The sequence below is a fragment of the Paraclostridium tenue genome (genome assembly GCF_039521565.1).
Classification (GTDB): Bacteria; Bacillota; Clostridia; order Peptostreptococcales; family Peptostreptococcaceae; genus Paraclostridium; species Paraclostridium tenue.
The window spans coordinates 1-18,714 of sequence record NZ_BAAACP010000027.1; the positions used below are offsets into that span (position 1 = coordinate 1).

The 18,714-nt window shown below is 28.7% G+C and carries 16 protein-coding genes, 1 rRNA gene and 1 other annotated feature; all 17 genes read right to left on the reverse strand.

Features of this window, described 5'->3' with window-relative positions:
• Positions 1–150: 150 nt before the first annotated feature.
• Positions 151–798 carry an RNA polymerase sporulation sigma factor SigH gene (gene sigH, locus ABFX13_RS13685; protein ID WP_147548149.1) on the reverse strand — a complete coding sequence of 216 codons (648 nt, stop codon included), beginning with the start codon at positions 796–798 and terminating at the stop codon, positions 151–153.
• 59 nt (positions 799–857) lie between these two features.
• The gene (locus tag ABFX13_RS13690) at positions 858–1,385 is read right to left on the reverse strand and encodes an NYN domain-containing protein (protein WP_147548150.1); all 528 of its coding nucleotides are present in this window, start codon (positions 1,383–1,385) and stop codon (positions 858–860) included.
• A 3-nt stretch (positions 1,386–1,388) separates the two neighbouring features.
• Positions 1,389–2,123 (reverse strand): 23S rRNA (guanosine(2251)-2'-O)-methyltransferase RlmB, encoded by a 735-nt coding sequence (gene rlmB, locus ABFX13_RS13695; RefSeq protein ID WP_270647854.1) that lies wholly within the window; start codon positions 2,121–2,123, stop codon positions 1,389–1,391.
• A gap of 12 nt (positions 2,124–2,135) precedes the next feature.
• Positions 2,136–2,894: an FAD-dependent thymidylate synthase gene (gene thyX / locus ABFX13_RS13700; protein WP_346046964.1), complete on the reverse strand. Its 759-nt coding sequence runs from the start codon at positions 2,892–2,894 to the stop codon at positions 2,136–2,138.
• A gap of 128 nt (positions 2,895–3,022) precedes the next feature.
• Positions 3,023–3,436 carry a Mini-ribonuclease 3 gene (locus ABFX13_RS13705; protein ID WP_346046966.1) on the reverse strand — a complete coding sequence of 138 codons (414 nt, stop codon included), beginning with the start codon at positions 3,434–3,436 and terminating at the stop codon, positions 3,023–3,025.
• On the reverse strand, positions 3,421–4,818 hold the full coding sequence (cysS, locus tag ABFX13_RS13710; RefSeq protein WP_187006840.1) for a cysteine--tRNA ligase: 1,398 nt from the start codon (positions 4,816–4,818) through the stop codon (positions 3,421–3,423). Before cysS ends, ABFX13_RS13705 begins: the two co-directional genes overlap by 16 nt.
• 127 nt (positions 4,819–4,945) lie before the next feature.
• The gene (locus tag ABFX13_RS13715) at positions 4,946–5,110 is read right to left on the reverse strand and encodes a hypothetical protein (RefSeq protein WP_346046968.1); all 165 of its coding nucleotides are present in this window, start codon (positions 5,108–5,110) and stop codon (positions 4,946–4,948) included.
• Positions 5,111–5,260: 150 nt separating this feature from the next.
• On the reverse strand, positions 5,261–6,742 hold the full coding sequence (gltX, locus tag ABFX13_RS13720) for a glutamate--tRNA ligase (protein ID WP_346046970.1): 1,482 nt from the start codon (positions 6,740–6,742) through the stop codon (positions 5,261–5,263).
• 210 nt (positions 6,743–6,952) lie between these two features.
• Complete coding sequence (locus ABFX13_RS13725) at positions 6,953–8,668, reverse strand: proline--tRNA ligase (RefSeq protein WP_346046972.1); 1,716 nt, start codon at positions 8,666–8,668, stop codon at positions 6,953–6,955.
• Between the two features lie 47 nt (positions 8,669–8,715).
• Positions 8,716–8,935, reverse strand: a binding site (T-box leader).
• A 34-nt stretch (positions 8,936–8,969) separates the two neighbouring features.
• A complete protein-coding gene (gene ispF, locus ABFX13_RS13730) occupies positions 8,970–9,455 on the reverse strand; it encodes a 2-C-methyl-D-erythritol 2,4-cyclodiphosphate synthase (RefSeq protein WP_346046974.1) in 486 nt (161 codons plus the stop codon).
• A gap of 19 nt (positions 9,456–9,474) precedes the next feature.
• Positions 9,475–10,152 carry a 2-C-methyl-D-erythritol 4-phosphate cytidylyltransferase gene (gene ispD, locus ABFX13_RS13735; RefSeq protein WP_346046976.1) on the reverse strand — a complete coding sequence of 226 codons (678 nt, stop codon included), beginning with the start codon at positions 10,150–10,152 and terminating at the stop codon, positions 9,475–9,477.
• Between the two features lie 112 nt (positions 10,153–10,264).
• Positions 10,265–11,350: a PIN/TRAM domain-containing protein gene (locus tag ABFX13_RS13740; protein ID WP_346046978.1), complete on the reverse strand. Its 1,086-nt coding sequence runs from the start codon at positions 11,348–11,350 to the stop codon at positions 10,265–10,267.
• An 87-nt stretch (positions 11,351–11,437) separates the two neighbouring features.
• Positions 11,438–12,508: a DNA integrity scanning diadenylate cyclase DisA gene (disA, locus tag ABFX13_RS13745; RefSeq protein WP_147548160.1), complete on the reverse strand. Its 1,071-nt coding sequence runs from the start codon at positions 12,506–12,508 to the stop codon at positions 11,438–11,440.
• A 2-nt stretch (positions 12,509–12,510) separates the two neighbouring features.
• Entirely contained in the window at positions 12,511–13,890 is a 1,380-nt protein-coding gene (gene radA, locus ABFX13_RS13750; RefSeq protein WP_346046981.1) for a DNA repair protein RadA, read from the reverse strand.
• Between the two features lie 120 nt (positions 13,891–14,010).
• On the reverse strand, positions 14,011–16,308 hold the full coding sequence (locus ABFX13_RS13755) for an ATP-dependent Clp protease ATP-binding subunit (protein WP_346046983.1): 2,298 nt from the start codon (positions 16,306–16,308) through the stop codon (positions 14,011–14,013).
• A 155-nt stretch (positions 16,309–16,463) separates the two neighbouring features.
• Complete coding sequence (locus ABFX13_RS13760; RefSeq protein WP_346046985.1) at positions 16,464–18,398, reverse strand: elongation factor G; 1,935 nt, start codon at positions 18,396–18,398, stop codon at positions 16,464–16,466.
• A gap of 227 nt (positions 18,399–18,625) precedes the next feature.
• Positions 18,626–18,714: ribosomal RNA gene (gene rrf, locus ABFX13_RS13765) — 5S ribosomal RNA — on the reverse strand; the annotation flags it as partial.

The following is an 18,714-nucleotide window of genomic DNA, read 5'->3' on the forward strand; positions in this document are numbered from 1 at the left end:
AATGTAGTTTTACCGTGGTCAACGTGACCTATTGTTCCTATATTAACGTGTGGCTTATTTCTTTCAAATTTAGCTTTAGCCATTTTGAATTCCTCCCTTATTTTTATATTTGTTAATGCTTACATTAAGCTTATGCTAAGTATTTTACTATTAATTATTTCTGTTTTCAAGATATTTTTCCAATTTTCTCTTCACTCTTTGTAGTGCATTATCAATTGATTTAACATCTCTATCTAATCTATCAGCTATATACTGATAAGACTTGCCATTTAAGTATAGTTCTAAAACTTCTAATTCTAATTTACTTAAAATTTCATTCATCTTTGATTCTATATTTTTAAGCTCTTCTTTGCTTATTATTAACTCTTCTGGATCAGTTATTATACTTGTAGCTATTATATCTAATAATGTTCTTTCTGATTCTTCATCATATATAGGCTTATTTAAAGATACATATGAATTAAGAGGTATGTGTTTTTGTCTTGTTGCAGTTTTTATTGCCGTTATAATCTGTCTAGTTATACATATCTCTGCAAAACACTTAAATGAATTCGTCTTACTTCCGTCAAAATCCCTTATAGCCTTATAAAGACCTATCATACCTTCTTGAATTATATCTTCCTTATCTGCCCCAACTAGAAAATATGACTTTGCCTTTGATTTAACAAAGTTTTTATATTTGGTAATTATATACTCTAGTGCTAGTGTATCCCCTTTATTAGCTTTTAATACTATCTCATATTCATCTTGTTGAGAATTATTTACAAATTCAAAACCATTTTCTTTAGCTACTAACATTTTACTCCCCCCATTACTTAACTTAATAGGTATATTATAATTTATAAAACTTAGTATTTTCAACGGTTTCTACGAATGTTCTCAAGTTTCGACAAAGTTTCTTTATCTAACCTATCTTCTAACCAATTTCTCTGTATTTTTCGTTCTGAGTTTACTTGTTTACTTTTAATCTTAGTTTTAGCTTCTTCAACATCCAACTTAAGCTCTCTAGCAGATACTCTGCTAGCACCTTTTCCTAATACTATTTGTTGTTCTGCATAATCATTTGTAGCTACTTTCACAACATCATACTTAGATAAAGATGTTATAAACTTTTCAATATAGCTATCTGCTGTTTGGTGTTCTTTTGTGTAAACCACAGTTATATATTTTCTTTTCTCAACTTTTTCCATAGAGTTTTTAACATTATATGCATCAAAAACTACTATAGCTTTTTGTCCCGAAAACTCAGCATATTCTATTATGATATCAATTAACTTTTCTCTTGCTCCATCTAAATCATCTACTGAAATTTTCTTTAAATCTCCCCATGCATTTATAATATTATATCCATCAATTATTAGATAATGGTTAATTTTTCTTTTCATTACCTATTTAGAACCCATTCTTTGTTTGAATATTTCATATAAAAGAATACTTCCTGCTACTGATGCATTTAAAGATGTAACATTTCCTACCATAGGCATCTTAACAGTAAAGTCACAATTCTTTTTAACTAATCTTGATATTCCAAATCCTTCACTTCCTATTACTAAACCTATAGGTCCTGTTAAATTTTGTTCATAGAATGTTTGACCATCCATATCCGCTGCTGCAATCCATAAACCATGTTCTTTTAATGTTTTTATTGTATTTACAATATTGGTTACTTTGCATACTGGAACATATTCAACTGCACCAGCAGATGCTTTTGCTACTGTTGGTGTAATATGAACTGATCTTCTCTTTGGTATTATAACTCCATGAGCCCCTACAGCATCAGCAGTTCTTATTATTGACCCTAGGTTATGAGGATCTGTTATTTCATCTAATATTATAAAAAATGGGTCTTCACCTTTATCTTTTACATTTTGAATTAACTCATCTAGTTCATAGTATTTATATTCACTTACATTAGCTATTACACCTTGATGTGAATGACTTGTACTTATTTCATCTAATTTATTTCTGTCTACATATTGAATTACAATATTTTTTTCTTTCGCCATAGCTATAATCTTTTTTATAGAGCCTTCCTTTGCTCCATTAGCTATCATTATCTTATCTATCTCTCTATCATTTTTTATAGCTTCTATAACTGGATTTCTTCCTTCTATATTTGCCAAACTCTTCACCGCCTATAAATTATTAAACTTTTCTCTTACTTGTGTAATGTTTCCACACGTCATTTTTCCTTCTGGACAAGGTCCTTTTATGCACTTAGGTCCTATATTTTTAAATAATATAGGTGCTATTTCTCTTACCTGTCTTAGCATTTCTATAGATAAATCTCTTATTTCCCATTGAGCTCTTTCACAACATCTATGGTTAAAGAAGTTATATAAACTTCTAGTATTCATAGTAAATACCATTTTCGTCTCACATGCATTAGGGAATACGTATCTTGCATCTTCTATTGCTTTTTTCTCTGCATTTCTTTTAGCTTCTTTCTCATTCTTCCCACATTTTACTAAATTATTATAATGTTTCTCAAATAAGATATCTACTAATTTATCATAAGCTTCTTGATCTTTATTCATAGCATCTATAAATAATGCTTTTGCTTCCTCTATTTGTTCTATTTCAGGAGGAACTATATATTCAAATTGATTAAGTTTAACATATCTTTGACTTTGCTGTGAAAAGCTTGCTATACGATGTCTAACAATTTGATGAGAGCAACTTCTAGATATCCCCTCTACCGCAAATGTAAATGTAACATGTTCTAACGGAGATTCATGTCCTATATTTATTAACATATTTAAAAACTTTTCTACACTCTCGTCTGTTAAGTTTTGTTCTATTTCATCTACCCCTACTGATGAGTAGCATAGCTTTGCAGCCATTGATATCACCTTTTCTGGTTCTGGTGTATGTGCTATTACTTTAACTTTCATAAGTATACCTCCTTAATAGTTTATTATATTATTATACCTTATTTTGTCTAAAAATGTAGTATCTCAAATAAATAGAATTCTTTGGCAGTAAAAAAGAGCTATCCTCACTTAGAGATAGCTCCTTTTAATTACATACTTTCTTCTGTTATTTCAATTGCCTTTTGAATTACTTCCTTAAGTCTGTTATAGTCTTTCTTCATATGAAGGTACCCTATTAAAGCCTCAAATCCTGTAGCATTTTTATAATCTATAATATCTGCATTTTTAGGTGTAGTATGAGATTTTTGGTTACGACCTCTTTTATATATCCTATGTTCTTCTTCTGTTAAGGAATCTTCTATAGTAAGAATTACATTAGCCTGTGCCTTAGCTTTAACATACTTTATTGCTGTCTTATGTAAATCATTAACTTTTTTATTTACATTCTTATTTATAATATACTCTCTTATATATGATTCATATACAGTATCTCCTAAATAAGCAAGTACTAATGGTGATACTGTAGCTAAGTTTATATTTTCCATTATTACACCCTTTTCCATTTAGTTCCTTGTCTAGTATCTTCTAAAACAATACCCATATCTAATAATTTATTTCTTATTTCATCTGCTAAAGCAAAGTTTTTATTTTTCTTTGCATCAGTTCTATCTTGTATTAATTTTTCTATATCTGCATCTAAAACTTCATCTTGTTTTTTATTAACTATGTTTAATACATTAGTTAATTCCTCAAACTCTGATAAGCATTTTTTAGCAAATTCAATTGATGATTCTTCACTTACATTTGAATTTATAAATCTCGCTAATTCAAATATAGCACTTATAGCATCTGCTGTATTTATATCGTCATCCATAGCATCTATAAATTTATCTCTGTATGAATCTAATTCTTTAACTAAAGCTTTTTCATTTTCTTTTATATTCTCATCTTTTAAATTACTTAAAGTAAACTCTAATTTTTCTTTAGTATTATATAGTCTTTCAAGACCTGCTTTTGCTTGTGATAACATTTCATCACTAAAGTTTACTGGATTTCTATAATGAGCAGATAGCATAAAGAATCTTACTACTTCTAAATCATATTTGTCAGCAATATCTCTTACTGTAAAGAAATTACCTTTAGACTTACTCATTTTTTCATTATTTATATTTATATATCCATTATGTATCCAGTAATTAGAGAATGTTTTTCCACTTCTTGCTTCACTTTGAGCTATTTCATTTTCATGATGTGGGAATGCTAAATCTTGTCCTCCAGCATGTATATCTATAGTATCTCCTAAATATCTCTTAGACATTACTGAACATTCAATATGCCATCCTGGTCTACCTACACTCCATGGACTTTCCCATCCTGGCTCTCCTTCTTTTCTTGGTTTCCATAATACGAAATCCATTGGATGTCTTTTTTGAGAGTTTACTTCTATTCTAGCTCCAGCTTCTAAATCTTCTTGATTTTGCTTAGAAAGTTTTCCATACCCTTCAAATTTTTGAGTATCAAAATATACTTCTCCATTTACTTCATAAGCATATCCTTTTTCTTCTAACTCTTTTATGAATTCTATTATTTCATTTATATTTTCTGTAACTCTTGGATGTACTGTAGCTCTTTTTATACCTAAACCATCTGCATCCTTGAAATATTCATCTATGTACTTATTAGCAACTTGTTCAGGAGTTATTCCTTCTTCATTACTTCTTTTTATTATTTTATCATCAACATCTGTAAAGTTTTGAATATATGTTACATCATATCCTCTATACTCTAAGTATCTTCTAAATGTATCAAATATTATAAATGGTCTGGCATTTCCTATGTGGAAAAAGTTATAAACTGTAGGTCCACAAACATACATCTTTACCTTTCCTTCTTCTATTGGAACAAATTCTTCTTTTGTTCTAGTTAACGTATTGTATAACTTCATCCTATTCACCTCACTATTTTATTTATATTCTAAATCTAACTATTATAATCTATTATAATTTATATTCTCTTTAATTAATAGTACTACTATTATACCCGCTTGTATTCATAAAGAAACTATTTATATTTTATAGTTTTTTAGTTATTTCTAAATAATCTATTTTATTTAATACACATTTTTGATATAAATCTTTATTGATAATTTTATCATCTTTCATCTTATTAAGTATATTTATATAGTCTTCACAAAGTTGACTTAACTCCCCCTTTATTTCTTTAATATCTATACGCATACAATCCTCCTAAAAATATACATTTAAAATATAACTATTTAAGATATATTAAGTTTATATATATAAAATCCCTCTATTTTTATGCACATAATCTTTCTTCAAAAACTTACATAAATAAAACCCATCTTTTATTAAGACGGGTTTTTATAATTATAATAAATTTTCTTTTACATATTTTATTCTATTTAAACAAGTTTCTTTACCTATAACAGCAGCTGCCTTTGGTAAATCTGGACCATGCATTTGTCCTGTTAATATAACTCTTGTTCCCATGAATAAGTTTTTACCTTTTATTCCATGTTCTTTTTGTATTTCTTTAAACATAGCCTTAAAGAATTCTTCACTTATTTCATCTGCAGCAGTTATTTTTTCTTCTAAAGCATTTATTAAAGTTGGTATATGCTCTAATTTTAAGAATTCAGCACACTCTTCAGTTTCTAATTTAACTTCATCTCCAAAGAATATGTTAACATGATCTGTTATTTCTTTTACATATTGTAATTTTTCTTTAACAACAGAAACCATACCTTTTACAAAGTCATATCTATTTGCAACATCTTCTTCTGTTATATATCCAGCTTCTATTAAAAATGGTATAGCTAAATCTGTTATATACTCATCTGAAGCTTCTTTTATATAGTGTTGGTTAACCCAGTTTAATTTATCTGTATCAAATACTCCACCACTCTTAGACACTCTTTCAACTGAGAAATGCTCTTCTAATTCTTTCATTGTGAATAACTCTTGGTTATCTTCTGGTGACCATCCAACTAGTGCAACATAGTTAACTAGACCTTCTGGTAAGTATCCTTTTCTCTTGAAGTCTTCTACTGCAACATCTCCATGTCTTTTACTTAATTTTTTCTTTTCCTTATTAAGTATGTTTGGAAGGTGTACAAAAGTAGGAGCTTCCCATCCAAATGCTTCATATAAGTATACATGCTTTGGAGTTGATGATATCCATTCTTCTCCTCTTATAACATGTGTTATTTTCATCATATGGTCGTCCACTACAACTGCAAAGTGATATGTAGGGAACCCATCTGTTTTTATTAATACTTGATCATCTAACTCATCAGTATTAAATTCAGTTTCTCCTCTTACTAAATCAGTGAACTTTATCACATGATTTTCTGGTAATTTTAATCTTATTACATATTCTTCACCAGCAGCTAATTTAGCTTCAACCTCTTCTTTTGATAAGTTTCTACAATGACCATCATATTTTGGAGTTTCTCCAGCTTCTTTTTGCTTTTCTCTTACTTCATCTAATCTTTCTTTTGAACAGAAGCAATAGTATGCTTTTCCACTATCTAGTAATTGTTGGATATAATCTTTGTATATATCTAATCTTTCTGATTGTATATATGGTCCATATTCTCCAACTTGAGTTACTTCTTTATTTTCACCTAATATAACACCTTCTGTATGGTTAACACCAGCCCATGCCATAGCTTCTAACATGTTTTCTATTGCACCATCAACAAGTCTTGTTCTATCAGTATCTTCAACTCTTAATATGTACTCTCCACCCATTCTCTTTGCAAATAAGTAGTTATATAAAGCCGTTCTTAAACTACCTATATGTACAAATCCAGTAGGACTTGGAGCAAATCTTACTCTAACACTCATAATCTTACCTCCTAAGTTTTGTTCTATCTATTATAATACCAAATTTATCCCATATTTATAATATAATTTTGCACAATTATATTTATAAATACTATAAATTTATTCCTGTGGATAAATTAAATTTTATATAAAATTAAATAGTATATATATCCACATTTTATTAAAAATGTTAATAATTTAGTGGATTATATATACTATCTAAGTTTTAAACTATCCTAATTTAACTTCATTCTTTACAAATTCAGCTTTCACCTTGTCAGCTATTTCATCTAAAGATATTAATTCTTTTTCTGACTCACTTCTTAATTTAAATTCTACTTTTCCATCAGTTATATCTTTACCTACTGTAATTCTCATAGGTATACCTATTAATTCAGAATCTTTGAATTTAACTCCAACTCTTTCATCTCTATCATCTAGTAATACTTCTACTCCCATAGAAAGTAATTCATTGTATATCTTTTCAGCAGCTTCCATTTGCTCTGCTTTCTTAACATTTACTGGAACTACAACTACATGATATGGAGCTATAGCTAAAGGCCATATTATACCATTTTCATCGTTATGTTGTTCTATTACAGCTGCAGCAGTTCTTTCAACTCCTATACCATAACATCCCATAACTATTGGCTTGCTTTTTCCGTCTTTGTCTATGAAGTTTGCACCCATAGTTTCAGAATACTTAGTTCCTAATTTGAATATATGACCAACTTCAACCCCTCTAGCTATTTCAAGTGGAGCCCCACAACATGTACACTTATCTCCTTCTTGTACATTTCTGAAATCTCCAACTACACCATCAAAGTCTCTACCAAAGTTAGCATTTCTTATATGATAGTCTGTTTTATTTCCACCTACACCGATATTGCTTTGTTCTGCTACTTCTTTGTCTATGAATATATAGTCAGCTTTCATTCCTATAGGTCCTGCAAATCCAACTTCTGCATTAGTTAACTCTTTTACAACTTCTTCTCTAGCTAAGTCAAATTCTATAACTTCACCTATAGCATTAGCTACTTTAACTTCGTTAACATCTCTGTCTCCTCTTACTAAAACAACAACTGTTTTTCCGTCAGCTTCATATATTAAAGTTTTAGCGAAAGTATCTGCTGTAGTGTTAAAGAATTCGCATAATTGTTCTATAGTAGTTACTCCTGGAGTGTGAACTGGCTCTAATTCTCTCATTTCTTCTTTAGCTTTTAAATCATTCACTGAATGAGCTTTTTCTATATTAGCTGCATAATCACATCCACTACAGAATACTATTTCATCTTCTCCAACAGGAGATTTAACCATAAATTCTGCTGAAGTAGATCCACCTATAGCTCCTGAATCAGCTTGAACAGGGCTGTTCTCTAAGTCACATCTTCTAAATATTTCTGTATATGCATCATACATATCTTGATATGACTTGTCTAATCCTGCTTCATCAACGTCAAAGCTGTATGCATCCTTCATTGTGAAAGATTTAGTTCTCATAACTCCAAATCTTGGTCTTCTTTCATCTCTATATTTGGTTTGTATTTGATATAGGTTTAAAGGTAATTGCTTATATGATGTAACATCTTGTCTTATTATATCTGTGAAAACTTCCTCATGTGTTGGTCCTAAGCAGTAATCTCTATTATTTCTGTCTTTTAATCTAAACATTTCTGCTCCCATTACATCCCATCTTCCAGACTCTTGCCATAATTCAGCTGGGATTAATGCTGAGCATAATATTTCTTGACATCCTTTTTTATTTAACTCTTCTCTTATTATGTTTTCTATTTTTTTGAAAACTCTTATTCCCATAGGTAATTGATTATATACCCCTGATGACATTTTCTTTATCATACCAGCTCTCATCATTAATTGATGACTTGTTATTTCTGCATCTGCTGGAACCTCTCTTAAAGTAGGCATAAACATCTTTGACATTTTCATAATATTGTTCCTCCTATTTTTATAATAAAAAAACCTTTCATCTCTATAATAGAGACGAAAGGTTATATTTCCGCGGTACCACTCTAGTTAATCAATATACTTTTTATATTGATTCTCTTTGTAGGATATAACGGTCCTTACCGTAAGAACTTTTTACCGTCCTTAAGCTCTGAGATTGGTTCAAAAACTTATTTTTAGAAGCTCTCACCTAATACTTCTTCTCTGTAAAAAACTCTATTTTTTACTATTTCTCTTCTTGGCTTTTTAATTTTAAAATTTATTTATTATAATTTTATAGTAATTATTTGATATTGTCAATCTTAACTAATAAACATATACTTTGTGCTGATATACCTTCTTTGTTTCCTGTGAAACCAAGTCCTTCTTCTGTAGTTGCTTTAACATTTATATTGTCTATATCTGTATTTAATACTTTTGCTATATTAGCCCTCATAGTTTGTATGTGAGGTGCCATCTTTGGTGCTTGAGCTATTATCGTAGCATCTAAATTTCCTACAGTATATCCTTTTTCTTTTATTAAATTATATACAAATTCTAATAATTTCATACTATCTGCACCTTTATATTTTTCATCTGTATCAGGGAAGTGCTTACCTATATCTCCAAGAGCTAATGCTCCTAATATAGAGTCCATTATTGCATGAAGTAATACATCTGCATCAGAGTGCCCTAATAAACCTTTTTCATGTGGTATTTCTACTCCACCTAGTATTAGCTTTCTATTTTCAACTAACTTATGAACATCATAACCCATTCCAACTCTCATAATTATCCTCCGTTAATTTTTATTTTTTTAATATTTGTTCTCCAAATTTTAAATCTTCTGGTGTCGTTATTTTTATATTATCATATGAACCTTCTACCATTTTAACATTGTATCCTATTCGTTCTACTAACATTGCATCATCTGTACCGTAATAATTTTTATTATATGCATCTTCATACGCTTTTGTTATAATATCGCACTTAAAAACTTGAGGAGTTTGTACTGACCATAAATAACGTCTGTCTGGAGTATCTATAATACTTCCATCTTCACTAACTATTTTTATAGTATCTTTAACTTTAACCCCTACAACAACTGCATTATATTTTTTAGCTTCTTCTATAGAATTTTCTATTATATCTCCTGTTACAAAAGGTCTTGCTCCATCATGAACAAGAATTACATCACAGTTATTATTAAGCTTCTTTATTCCATTATAAACAGAATCTTGTCTCTCATTTCCTCCATATGCAATTTTTATATCATCAAATCCATATTTATTTATAACATTATCTATAAAGTATTTCTCTTCTTCTTCTTTTATAACTACAACTATATCATCTATATTATCATTATTGTAAAACTTATCTATAGTATGCGCTATAATTTCCTTGTCGTTTAGCTTTATAAACTGTTTATTTATATCTTTTTTCATTCTACTTCCAGTTCCTGCAGCTACAATTATAACCCCATTCATATTATCACCTCTTAGTAACCTAAAATAATTTATATATATTTTAACATATGGACTTAAATAAATATTTATTAAAATTAAAAAGCCTTCAGATTTAATTTCTGAAGACTTTTTTTTAATCTACTTTAGGTTTTCCAAATATCATTCTTCCAGCTGGTGTTTGTAATACAGATGTAACTAAAACTCTTATAGTTTCTCCCATATATTTCTTTCCACCATCAACTACAATCATAGTACCATCATCTAGGTATGCAATTCCTTGATTTGATTCTTTCCCTTCTTTAACAACTTGTACTATCATATGTTCACCTGGTATTGCTACCGGTTTAATTGCATTAGCTAATTCGTTTATATTAAGGACCTCAACACCTTGAACTTGAGCTACTTTATTTAAATTATAATCATTAGTAACAACTTTACCTCCAAGTGTTTCAGCTAACTTTAATAATTTCGCATCAACTTCTGCTATATCATCAAAGTCTTTATTGCTTATTTCAACTTCTATGTTTAATTCTTTTTGTATTATATTAAGTATATCTAAACCTCGTCTACCTCTAACTCTCTTTAAATCATCAGACGAATCTGCTATATGTCTTAACTCATCTAATACAAAAGTCGGTATTACAATTTTCCCTTCTATAAATCCAGTTTGGCATATTTCTGCAATTCTACCATCTATGATAACACTAGTATCTAAAACCTTAGGTGGTATACTTTTTTCCTTTTTAATATTTTTATCTTTAATTGGTGTTAATTTCGTTAGTTTATTTAAATTAAATATGTCATCTTTACTCTTTAATGCAACCCTGATTCCTAGATATCCTAAGAATACATATGTAAATAATGATAATAGATTACCTACTATAGGTATCTTAAGTGATAGTATTAATTGACTTACTAAATAAGCTATAACAAGCCCTACTATTAACCCTATAGTCCCTAATATTATATCAGTTTGAGGATATTTAGATATTTCCCTATCCATATCTTTAGCTAATTTCCTAGATCTATTCATAATCCAAGGTCCCATCATGTAGAAAATGAACCCTAGTACTAAACCAACCACTATAGAAACTATAAAGGTATATAGTTCTGATCCAAAAGACAGCTTAGGAAAATTTTGAGCTGCTGATATGTATGTTGTCATACCTACTGCAAATCCTAAGATTCCTATTATTGCTCTTATTATCTTCGATAACAAATTTTCACCCCCTATATTTTTTCCTTAATATTTTCTTATTATAATCAAACTACTAATTATATTCAAGAACAAACTTATATCAATATTTTATATATGTCTATCTATAAGTGATAATTCTTGCATTTTTATGAGTCCATTTTTTATATACTTTGCTCTTATTTCTCCTATGCCCTCCACATCATCTAAATCTTCTATTGAAGCATTAAGTATATCTTGAAAGTCTTCAAAATAATTCACTAAGTTTTCTATTATAGTACTAGGTAATCTATGTATTTTATTTAAAATTCTATAACCTCTAGGTCTTATTGGCATATCCATACTTTCTGAGAATCCAGTATATCCAATCATTTTAGCTATATTAGCTAAATCTAATAATTCTTCTGATGATAATGATATAATTTTTTTCTTAAATTCGCTTAAAGTCATATCATTTCTTTGATAATCTTTTAGTATTTGGTTTTGATCTATTTTTGTAGTTCCCATTAGTTCATCAACCTGCATACTTATAAGCATACCTTCAACACCTAGTTCTACTATATACTTTTCTATTATATTTGTAACTCTCATAACCATTTCTATTTTTTGAACTACAAGTACAACATCATATAAAGTTACCAAATCTTTAAATTCCAATGCATTTAAACTTATGATAGCTTGGTCTAAAACTGATTTGTATTTTTCTAAGGTTTGTAATGCTTGATTAGCTTTAGTAAAAATCTTTGATATGTCATCAATTACATATTTTTTATCACCTTGATAAACAGTTATTACATTTCTTCTTTGTGATATTGCAATTACTATACCACCAGTTTGTTTAGCAACTCTTTCAGCTGTTCTATGTCTAGTTCCTGTTTCTCCAGTTTCAATCGAATAATCTGGTATAAGCTGAGCATTTGCATATAATATCTTTTTTATATCTCCACTTAATACTATAGCTCCATCCATTTTTGCAAGCTCATATAAATATGCAGGTGAGTAATCTGCATTTATATTAAAGCCCCCATCTACAATTTTCATAACTTCATCACTATCAGCTATAACTATAAGTCCTCCTGTTTTAGCTTTTAATACATGGTCTATTCCTATTCTAAGACTTGTACCAGGAGATATCATTTTTAATGTGGTAATTGCTTTTTTTCCACTAAAAAAATCATCCATTATTATCTATTCCCCCCTAATACTATATTTATAGCTTGTCTTACACTATCCACTGGACAAATTTCTATACCTTTTACATCTTTGACTGCTTCATAATTACTCTTTGGTATAACAATTTTAGTAAATCCTAACTTTTTGCATTCTGATATCCTTTTTTCTATAAAACTTACAGCTCTTATTTCTCCTGTTAGTCCAACTTCCCCAGTTATAGCTACATTTCCATCTATCGGTATATTCCTAAAACTAGAAGCTATAGACATAACAATTCCTAAGTCTATAGATGGTTCATTGACTTTTAGTCCTCCAACAACATTTATATATACATCCTGATTTTGTATTTGCATACCAACACGTTTTTCTAGAACTGCCATAAGCAAAGATACTCTATTATAATCTACTCCTGTTGCTGTTCTTTTTGGTATACCAAAACTAGTTGGTGAAACTAAAGCTTGAAGTTCTAATAGCATTGGTCTGGTACCTTCAACTGTAGATATAATTACTGATCCTGCAACATCTTTTGGTTTTTCAGCTATAAGTATTTTTGATGGATTTTCTAACTCTATTAATCCAAGTTCTCTCATCTCAAAGACTCCTAGTTCATTTGTAGATCCAAATCTATTTTTTACAGCTCTTATTAATCTATATGTATTAAATCTTTCTCCTTCAAAATACAGGACTGTGTCGACCATATGCTCTAAAACTTTAGGTCCTGCCAGTGATCCTTCCTTAGTTACATGTCCAACAACAAAGGTAGATATACCCATTTTTTTAGAAATTTTCATAAATCTTGATGTACCTTCTTTTATCTGACTTACGGTACCTGGAGCAGATGTAATCTCGGGGCTAAAAACAGTTTGTATAGAATCAACAATTATTAAGTCTGGGTTAACACTTTCTAAGTGAGCTTCTATTATACTTAAATTATTTTCAGCGAATATATATAAATTATCGGACTGTATTCCTAGTCTTTGAGCCCTCATTTTTATTTGAGATGCAGATTCTTCCCCTGATATGTATAAAACTTTTTTCCCACTATTTGCTACATTACTTGCAACTTGTATAAGTAATGTAGATTTTCCTATACCTGGATCTCCTCCAACTAATACTAAAGATCCTTTAACGACTCCTCCACCTAGAACTCTATCTAATTCATTTATACAAGTTGAGAATCTTTGTTCTTTTATCGTTTCTATCGAATTTATATTTAAAGGTCTAGATGATGATTTATCTATAACAAATACTTCTTTATTAGACTTAGAGCGTTTCTCTTCTATTTCTTCAACAAAAGTGTTCCATTTACTACACTCTGGACATTTTCCTAGCCATTTACTATTTTCATATCCACATTCTTGACACACATATTTAGTTTTTATTTTCGCCATTTATAAACTCACCCTTATGTAATTTTTTTATTCTAGTATTAATTTTAACATATATAATCCTTAATATGTTAAATTTATAGTATAAAGGAGCTTATTTAAGCTCCTTTATTATTTATTCTTTTAATTAGGTTCAAATACTACTTTATCATTTACTATCTTCGCAATAATATAATCACCTTTTTTTATATTTTCACTCAATATATTATCTGATAAACTATCTTCTAACTCTTTTTGTATGACTCTTTTTAATGGCCTAGCACCATATTCCAAATCTATTCCATATTTAGCTATAAATCTTATCACAGCTTCTTCTATCTCTAACTCTATATCTATTTTTTTTAATCTTTTTATTAAATCTTTAGTCATGATTTTTACTATATCATATAAATTGTCTAAACTTAGTTTATGAAATACTACTATATCATCTATTCTATTTAAAAATTCTGGTTTAAATTTAACTTTGACTTCCTCCATTATTTTTTCTTTCATATCACTATAATTTTCTTCTTTTATTTTACTTTCATTATTTCCAATTGAAAAACCTGTTTTTCTTTGATTTATTATAGATGTAGCTCCTAAGTTTGATGTCATTATTATTATAGTGTTTTTAAAATCTACAGTTCTTCCTTTAGAATCAGTTAATCTTCCTTCATCTAGTATTTGTAATAATATATTAAATATATCCTCATGAGCTTTTTCTATCTCATCAAATAATACTACTGAATATGGATGACTTCTTACACTTTCAGTTAACTGACCTCCATCATCATGACCTATATATCCTGGAGGTGATCCTATTAATCTTGATATAGAATGCTTTTCCATGTATTCTGACATATCTATTCTAATTATTTTATCTTCATTTCCAAAATGGCTTTCAGCTAAGGCTTTACACAATTCAGTTTTCCCTACACCAGTTGGTCCTAGGAATAAGAATGAACCTATTGGTTTTTTAGGATCTTTAATTCCTGATCTGGATCTTCTTATAGCTTTTGATATAACCTTTATAGCCTCATTTTGGCCTATAACTCTTTCTTTTAATATATCTTCTAAGTTTAATAATTTTTCACCTTCAGATTTAACTATTTGACTTATAGGTATCCCAGTCCATAATTCTACTACTTCTGAAATTGTATTACTATCAACAATTCTTTTACTTTTTTTCGATTTAAATTTATTTACGTTAACTCTTGATGCAGACTCATCTATAATATCTATAGCTTTATCAGGTAAATGTCTATCAGTTATATATCTACTTGATAATTCTACAGCTTGTTTTATTGCATCGTCTGTTATTTTTACATTGTGATGTTTTTCATATTTATACTTTAGTCCATTTAATATTTTTATAGCATCTTCTTTTGTTGGTTCTTCAATCATTATTGGTTGTAACCTTCTTTCTAAAGCTATATCTTTTTCTATATTTTTTCTATACTCATCTATAGTTGTAGCCCCTATAACCTGAATATCACCTCTAGATAACACTGGTTTCAGTATACTAGATGCATCCATAGGGTTTTCTCCTGTAGATCCAGCTCCTACGATAGTGTGTATTTCATCTATAAATAATATAATTTCTTTAACACTAATAGCCTCATCAATTACCTTTTTTATTCTTTCTTCAAATTCACCTCTATATTTAGCTCCTGCAAGTACTCCAGATATATCTAAGTTATATATAATCTTATTTTCTAATGATTTTGGTACATCTTTTTCTTCTATTTTTATAGCTAATCCCTCAATTATTGCTGTTTTACCAACTCCTGGATCTCCAATTACTACAGGATTATTCTTAGTTCTTCTACTTAAAACTTGAATTATTCTTTGAATTTCTTTTTCTCTTCCAATTAACGGGTCAATTGTATTATTTTTTGCATTATCATTTAAATTTATAGCATACTTTTCTAATGTAGGTATTTTAGGTTTATCTTTTTTCTTTTCTTCATTATCTATTTTATTTATTATTGATTCTACACTATTATCTATATCTATATACTCTTTTATAAATTTATCTAATAGTTGTTTATCTATACCTATTTTCTCTAATATCTTAATAGCTAGACTATCTTCTTCTTGTGAAAGTGCTAACAATATATGTTCAGTGTCTACCAGTTTGCTTTTTGATTTATTAACAAAAATAATTGATTTATCTAATATACTTCTGCTTCTAGGACTTAAGAAAATATCATCTGTATTATCATTTATTCCTATTCCATATATATCTACAATTTGTTTACTTACTGCTTCTGATTCAATTCCTAATCTAATTAAAATCTTAGAAGCTGTACCCTCTTCAACCTTAATTAGACCTAGTAATATATGTTCAGTTCCTACAACGCTATGACCTAAATCTTTTGCACACTTTATAGATATATCTATTACTTTTTGAGCTATTTTAGTAAATTTATCAAAATACAATATTGTCCCCCCTTGCCTAAAAATATTAGATATATATTTATACTATATGCGCTACTAGTTTTTATTGTTTCATTGTATTAATTTTTATGTTTAGTTTTTTTGAGATTAAATAAGTAAAAAATAAAGTTCTAGATACATATCTAGAACTTTATTTTTTACTTATTATTTGCACCCAATATTATTTTTTGTGCTATTTGTGTAGGTACTTCTTCATACTTATCTAACTCCATTTCAAAGTAACCTCTTCCTTGTGTCATTGCTCTTAAATCTATAGCATACTTAAAAGTCTCTGCCTGAGGTGCATTTGCATATATGATTTGTTTTCCATTTTCAATTGGTTCCATACCTAAAATTCTTCCACGCTTTTTATTTATATCACCCATTACATCGCCCATATATTCATCTGGAACAACTATTGTTAATTTCATTATGGGTTCTAACAATATAGGTCTAGCTTGTTCCATACCTTTTTTAAAGGCTATGTTAGCTGCTAATTTAAATGCCATTTCCGATGAATCTACATCATGGTAAGAGCCATCATAAAGAGTAACTTTTATATTTGTAACCGGATATCCCGCAAGTATACCTTTATTCATAGATTCCCTTATTCCTTTTTCTACTGCAGGTATATACTGCTTAGGTACGGAACCTCCAAATATATCTTCTTCAAATTCGAAATCTTTTTGTGATCTTTCAAATTTCATCTTAACATCTCCGTATTGTCCATGACCCCCAGATTGTTTTTTATGTTTTCCTTGAACATCTGAACTTCCTTTTATCGTTTCTCTATATGCTACTTTTAAATCATCTAATTCAACATCTAGGCCAAATTTTTCTTTCATTTTAGATTTAGCTATATTTATATGAAGTTCACCTTGCCCTCCAATTAAAACTTGTTTAGTTTCTACGTTTCTACTCCAAGTTATAGTTGGGTCTTCTTCAGCTATTTTATTTAATACAATACTAATCTTATCTTCATCACCTTTATTTTTAGGTTGTATTGCAAAATATATTTGCGGTTTTGAAAGATTTATAAAATTATCTGCCTTTTCATTTTGATTTGTTGATATACTATCTCCTGTCTGAAGAGAATTAACTTTAGTTATAATTACAATATCCCCAGCATTTACTGTCTTTAATTCTATCAACTCACCATTTTTTATAGTATATATATTGTAAATTCTTTCTTTTATAGACTTATTAAGATTGTAAATGTCCATATCTTTATTAAGTTTGCCTTGTAAAATCTTAACATACGACATTTTGCCTATAAAAGGATCTACTATAGTTTTAAATATAGAACCTTTTAAATTCTTACTATCATCAATATATTTAGGTTTTAAATATTTTGATAAAATATTTAAAATTTCTACAGTACCTATGTTATTTATCGTTGACCCGCACACAACAGGTATTATATCCCCATTTTGTACTCCTAATGTTATACCTTTTTGTATATCTTCATTTGTTAATTCTTCACCACTAAAATACTTTTCTAATAACTCATCATCTGATTCAGCTATTAGTTCCATCAAACTTTCTTTTATACTTTCTGCTTCAATTTTAAAATCATTACATAAATCTGACATATCCTCAAATATGTTATGTAATTTTATAAATCTATTATCTTCATATACTGGCATATACATAGGTACTATCTTATTGCTATATTTTTCTCTTAACTCTTCTATTAAATTTTTATATATAGATTTTTCGCTATCTATCTTATTAATAAATATAAGTTTAGGTATAGATTTTTCGGTAAGTTCTAAAGATTTCTCTGTTCCTACTTGAATACTAGTAGTAGCATCAATTACAATTATAGCTGCATCACTTGCACTTATTGCTGATATAACATCACCTGTAAAATCAGAGTAACCTGGAGTGTCTAATAAATTAAACTTGTAATCTTTGAATTCTATAGGAACTAAATTCATGCTATATGTCATATTAACCTTATCAGTTAATTTAGGCATTTTATTTGTAGTTTTAGAAGTATAAGACATTGCATCAATTAAGTTTGTCTTTCCACAACCACTATGACCTAATATAGCTACACTCCTTAACATGTTACTATTATATACCTTCATATTTAAGCACCTACCTCATATCATTTTAATAATTTATATGCAATTAATATAAGGCTTTATGTACGATTATTTTAAAAATGTTAATACCTAATTTATAAACTCTTCATTGTTTAACGTGAAACATTAGTTAGAAGTTATATCAAATTAATAAATTACAGCAAAATAAAAATAGTTCTAACTATTATTAAAAAACAATAATTAGAACTATCTTGAAAATAAAAAAGATTACGCGGCTACGTCCTACTCTCCCAGGCGGCTTCCCACCAAGTACCATCGGCGCTAAAGAGCTTAACTTCTGTGTTCGGAATGGGAACAG

Coding starts and splice junctions, on each gene's coding strand:
- sigH (WP_147548149.1), bottom strand. CDS start 798: ATGTTAGTAGCTAAAGAAAATGGTTTTGAATTTGTAAATAATTCTCAA.
- ABFX13_RS13690 (WP_147548150.1), bottom strand. CDS start 1,385: ATGAAAAGAAAAATTAACCATTATCTAATAATTGATGGATATAATATT.
- thyX (WP_346046964.1), bottom strand. CDS start 2,894: ATGAAAGTTAAAGTAATAGCACATACACCAGAACCAGAAAAGGTGATA.
- ABFX13_RS13705 (WP_346046966.1), bottom strand. CDS start 3,436: ATGGAAAAGGGTGTAATAATGGAAAATATAAACTTAGCTACAGTATCA.
- cysS (WP_187006840.1), bottom strand. CDS start 4,818: ATGAAGTTATACAATACGTTAACTAGAACAAAAGAAGAATTTGTTCCA.
- ABFX13_RS13715 (WP_346046968.1), bottom strand. CDS start 5,110: ATGCGTATAGATATTAAAGAAATAAAGGGGGAGTTAAGTCAACTTTGT.
- gltX (WP_346046970.1), bottom strand. CDS start 6,742: ATGAGTGTTAGAGTAAGATTTGCTCCAAGTCCTACTGGATTTGTACAT.
- ABFX13_RS13725 (WP_346046972.1), bottom strand. CDS start 8,668: ATGAAAATGTCAAAGATGTTTATGCCTACTTTAAGAGAGGTTCCAGCA.
- ispF (WP_346046974.1), bottom strand. CDS start 9,455: ATGAGAGTTGGAATGGGTTATGATGTTCATAAGTTAGTTGAAAATAGA.
- ispD (WP_346046976.1), bottom strand. CDS start 10,152: ATGAATGGGGTTATAATTGTAGCTGCAGGAACTGGAAGTAGAATGAAA.
- disA (WP_147548160.1), bottom strand. CDS start 12,508: ATGGATGATTTTTTTAGTGGAAAAAAAGCAATTACCACATTAAAAATG.
- radA (WP_346046981.1), bottom strand. CDS start 13,890: ATGGCGAAAATAAAAACTAAATATGTGTGTCAAGAATGTGGATATGAA.
- ABFX13_RS13760 (WP_346046985.1), bottom strand. CDS start 18,398: ATGAAGGTATATAATAGTAACATGTTAAGGAGTGTAGCTATATTAGGT.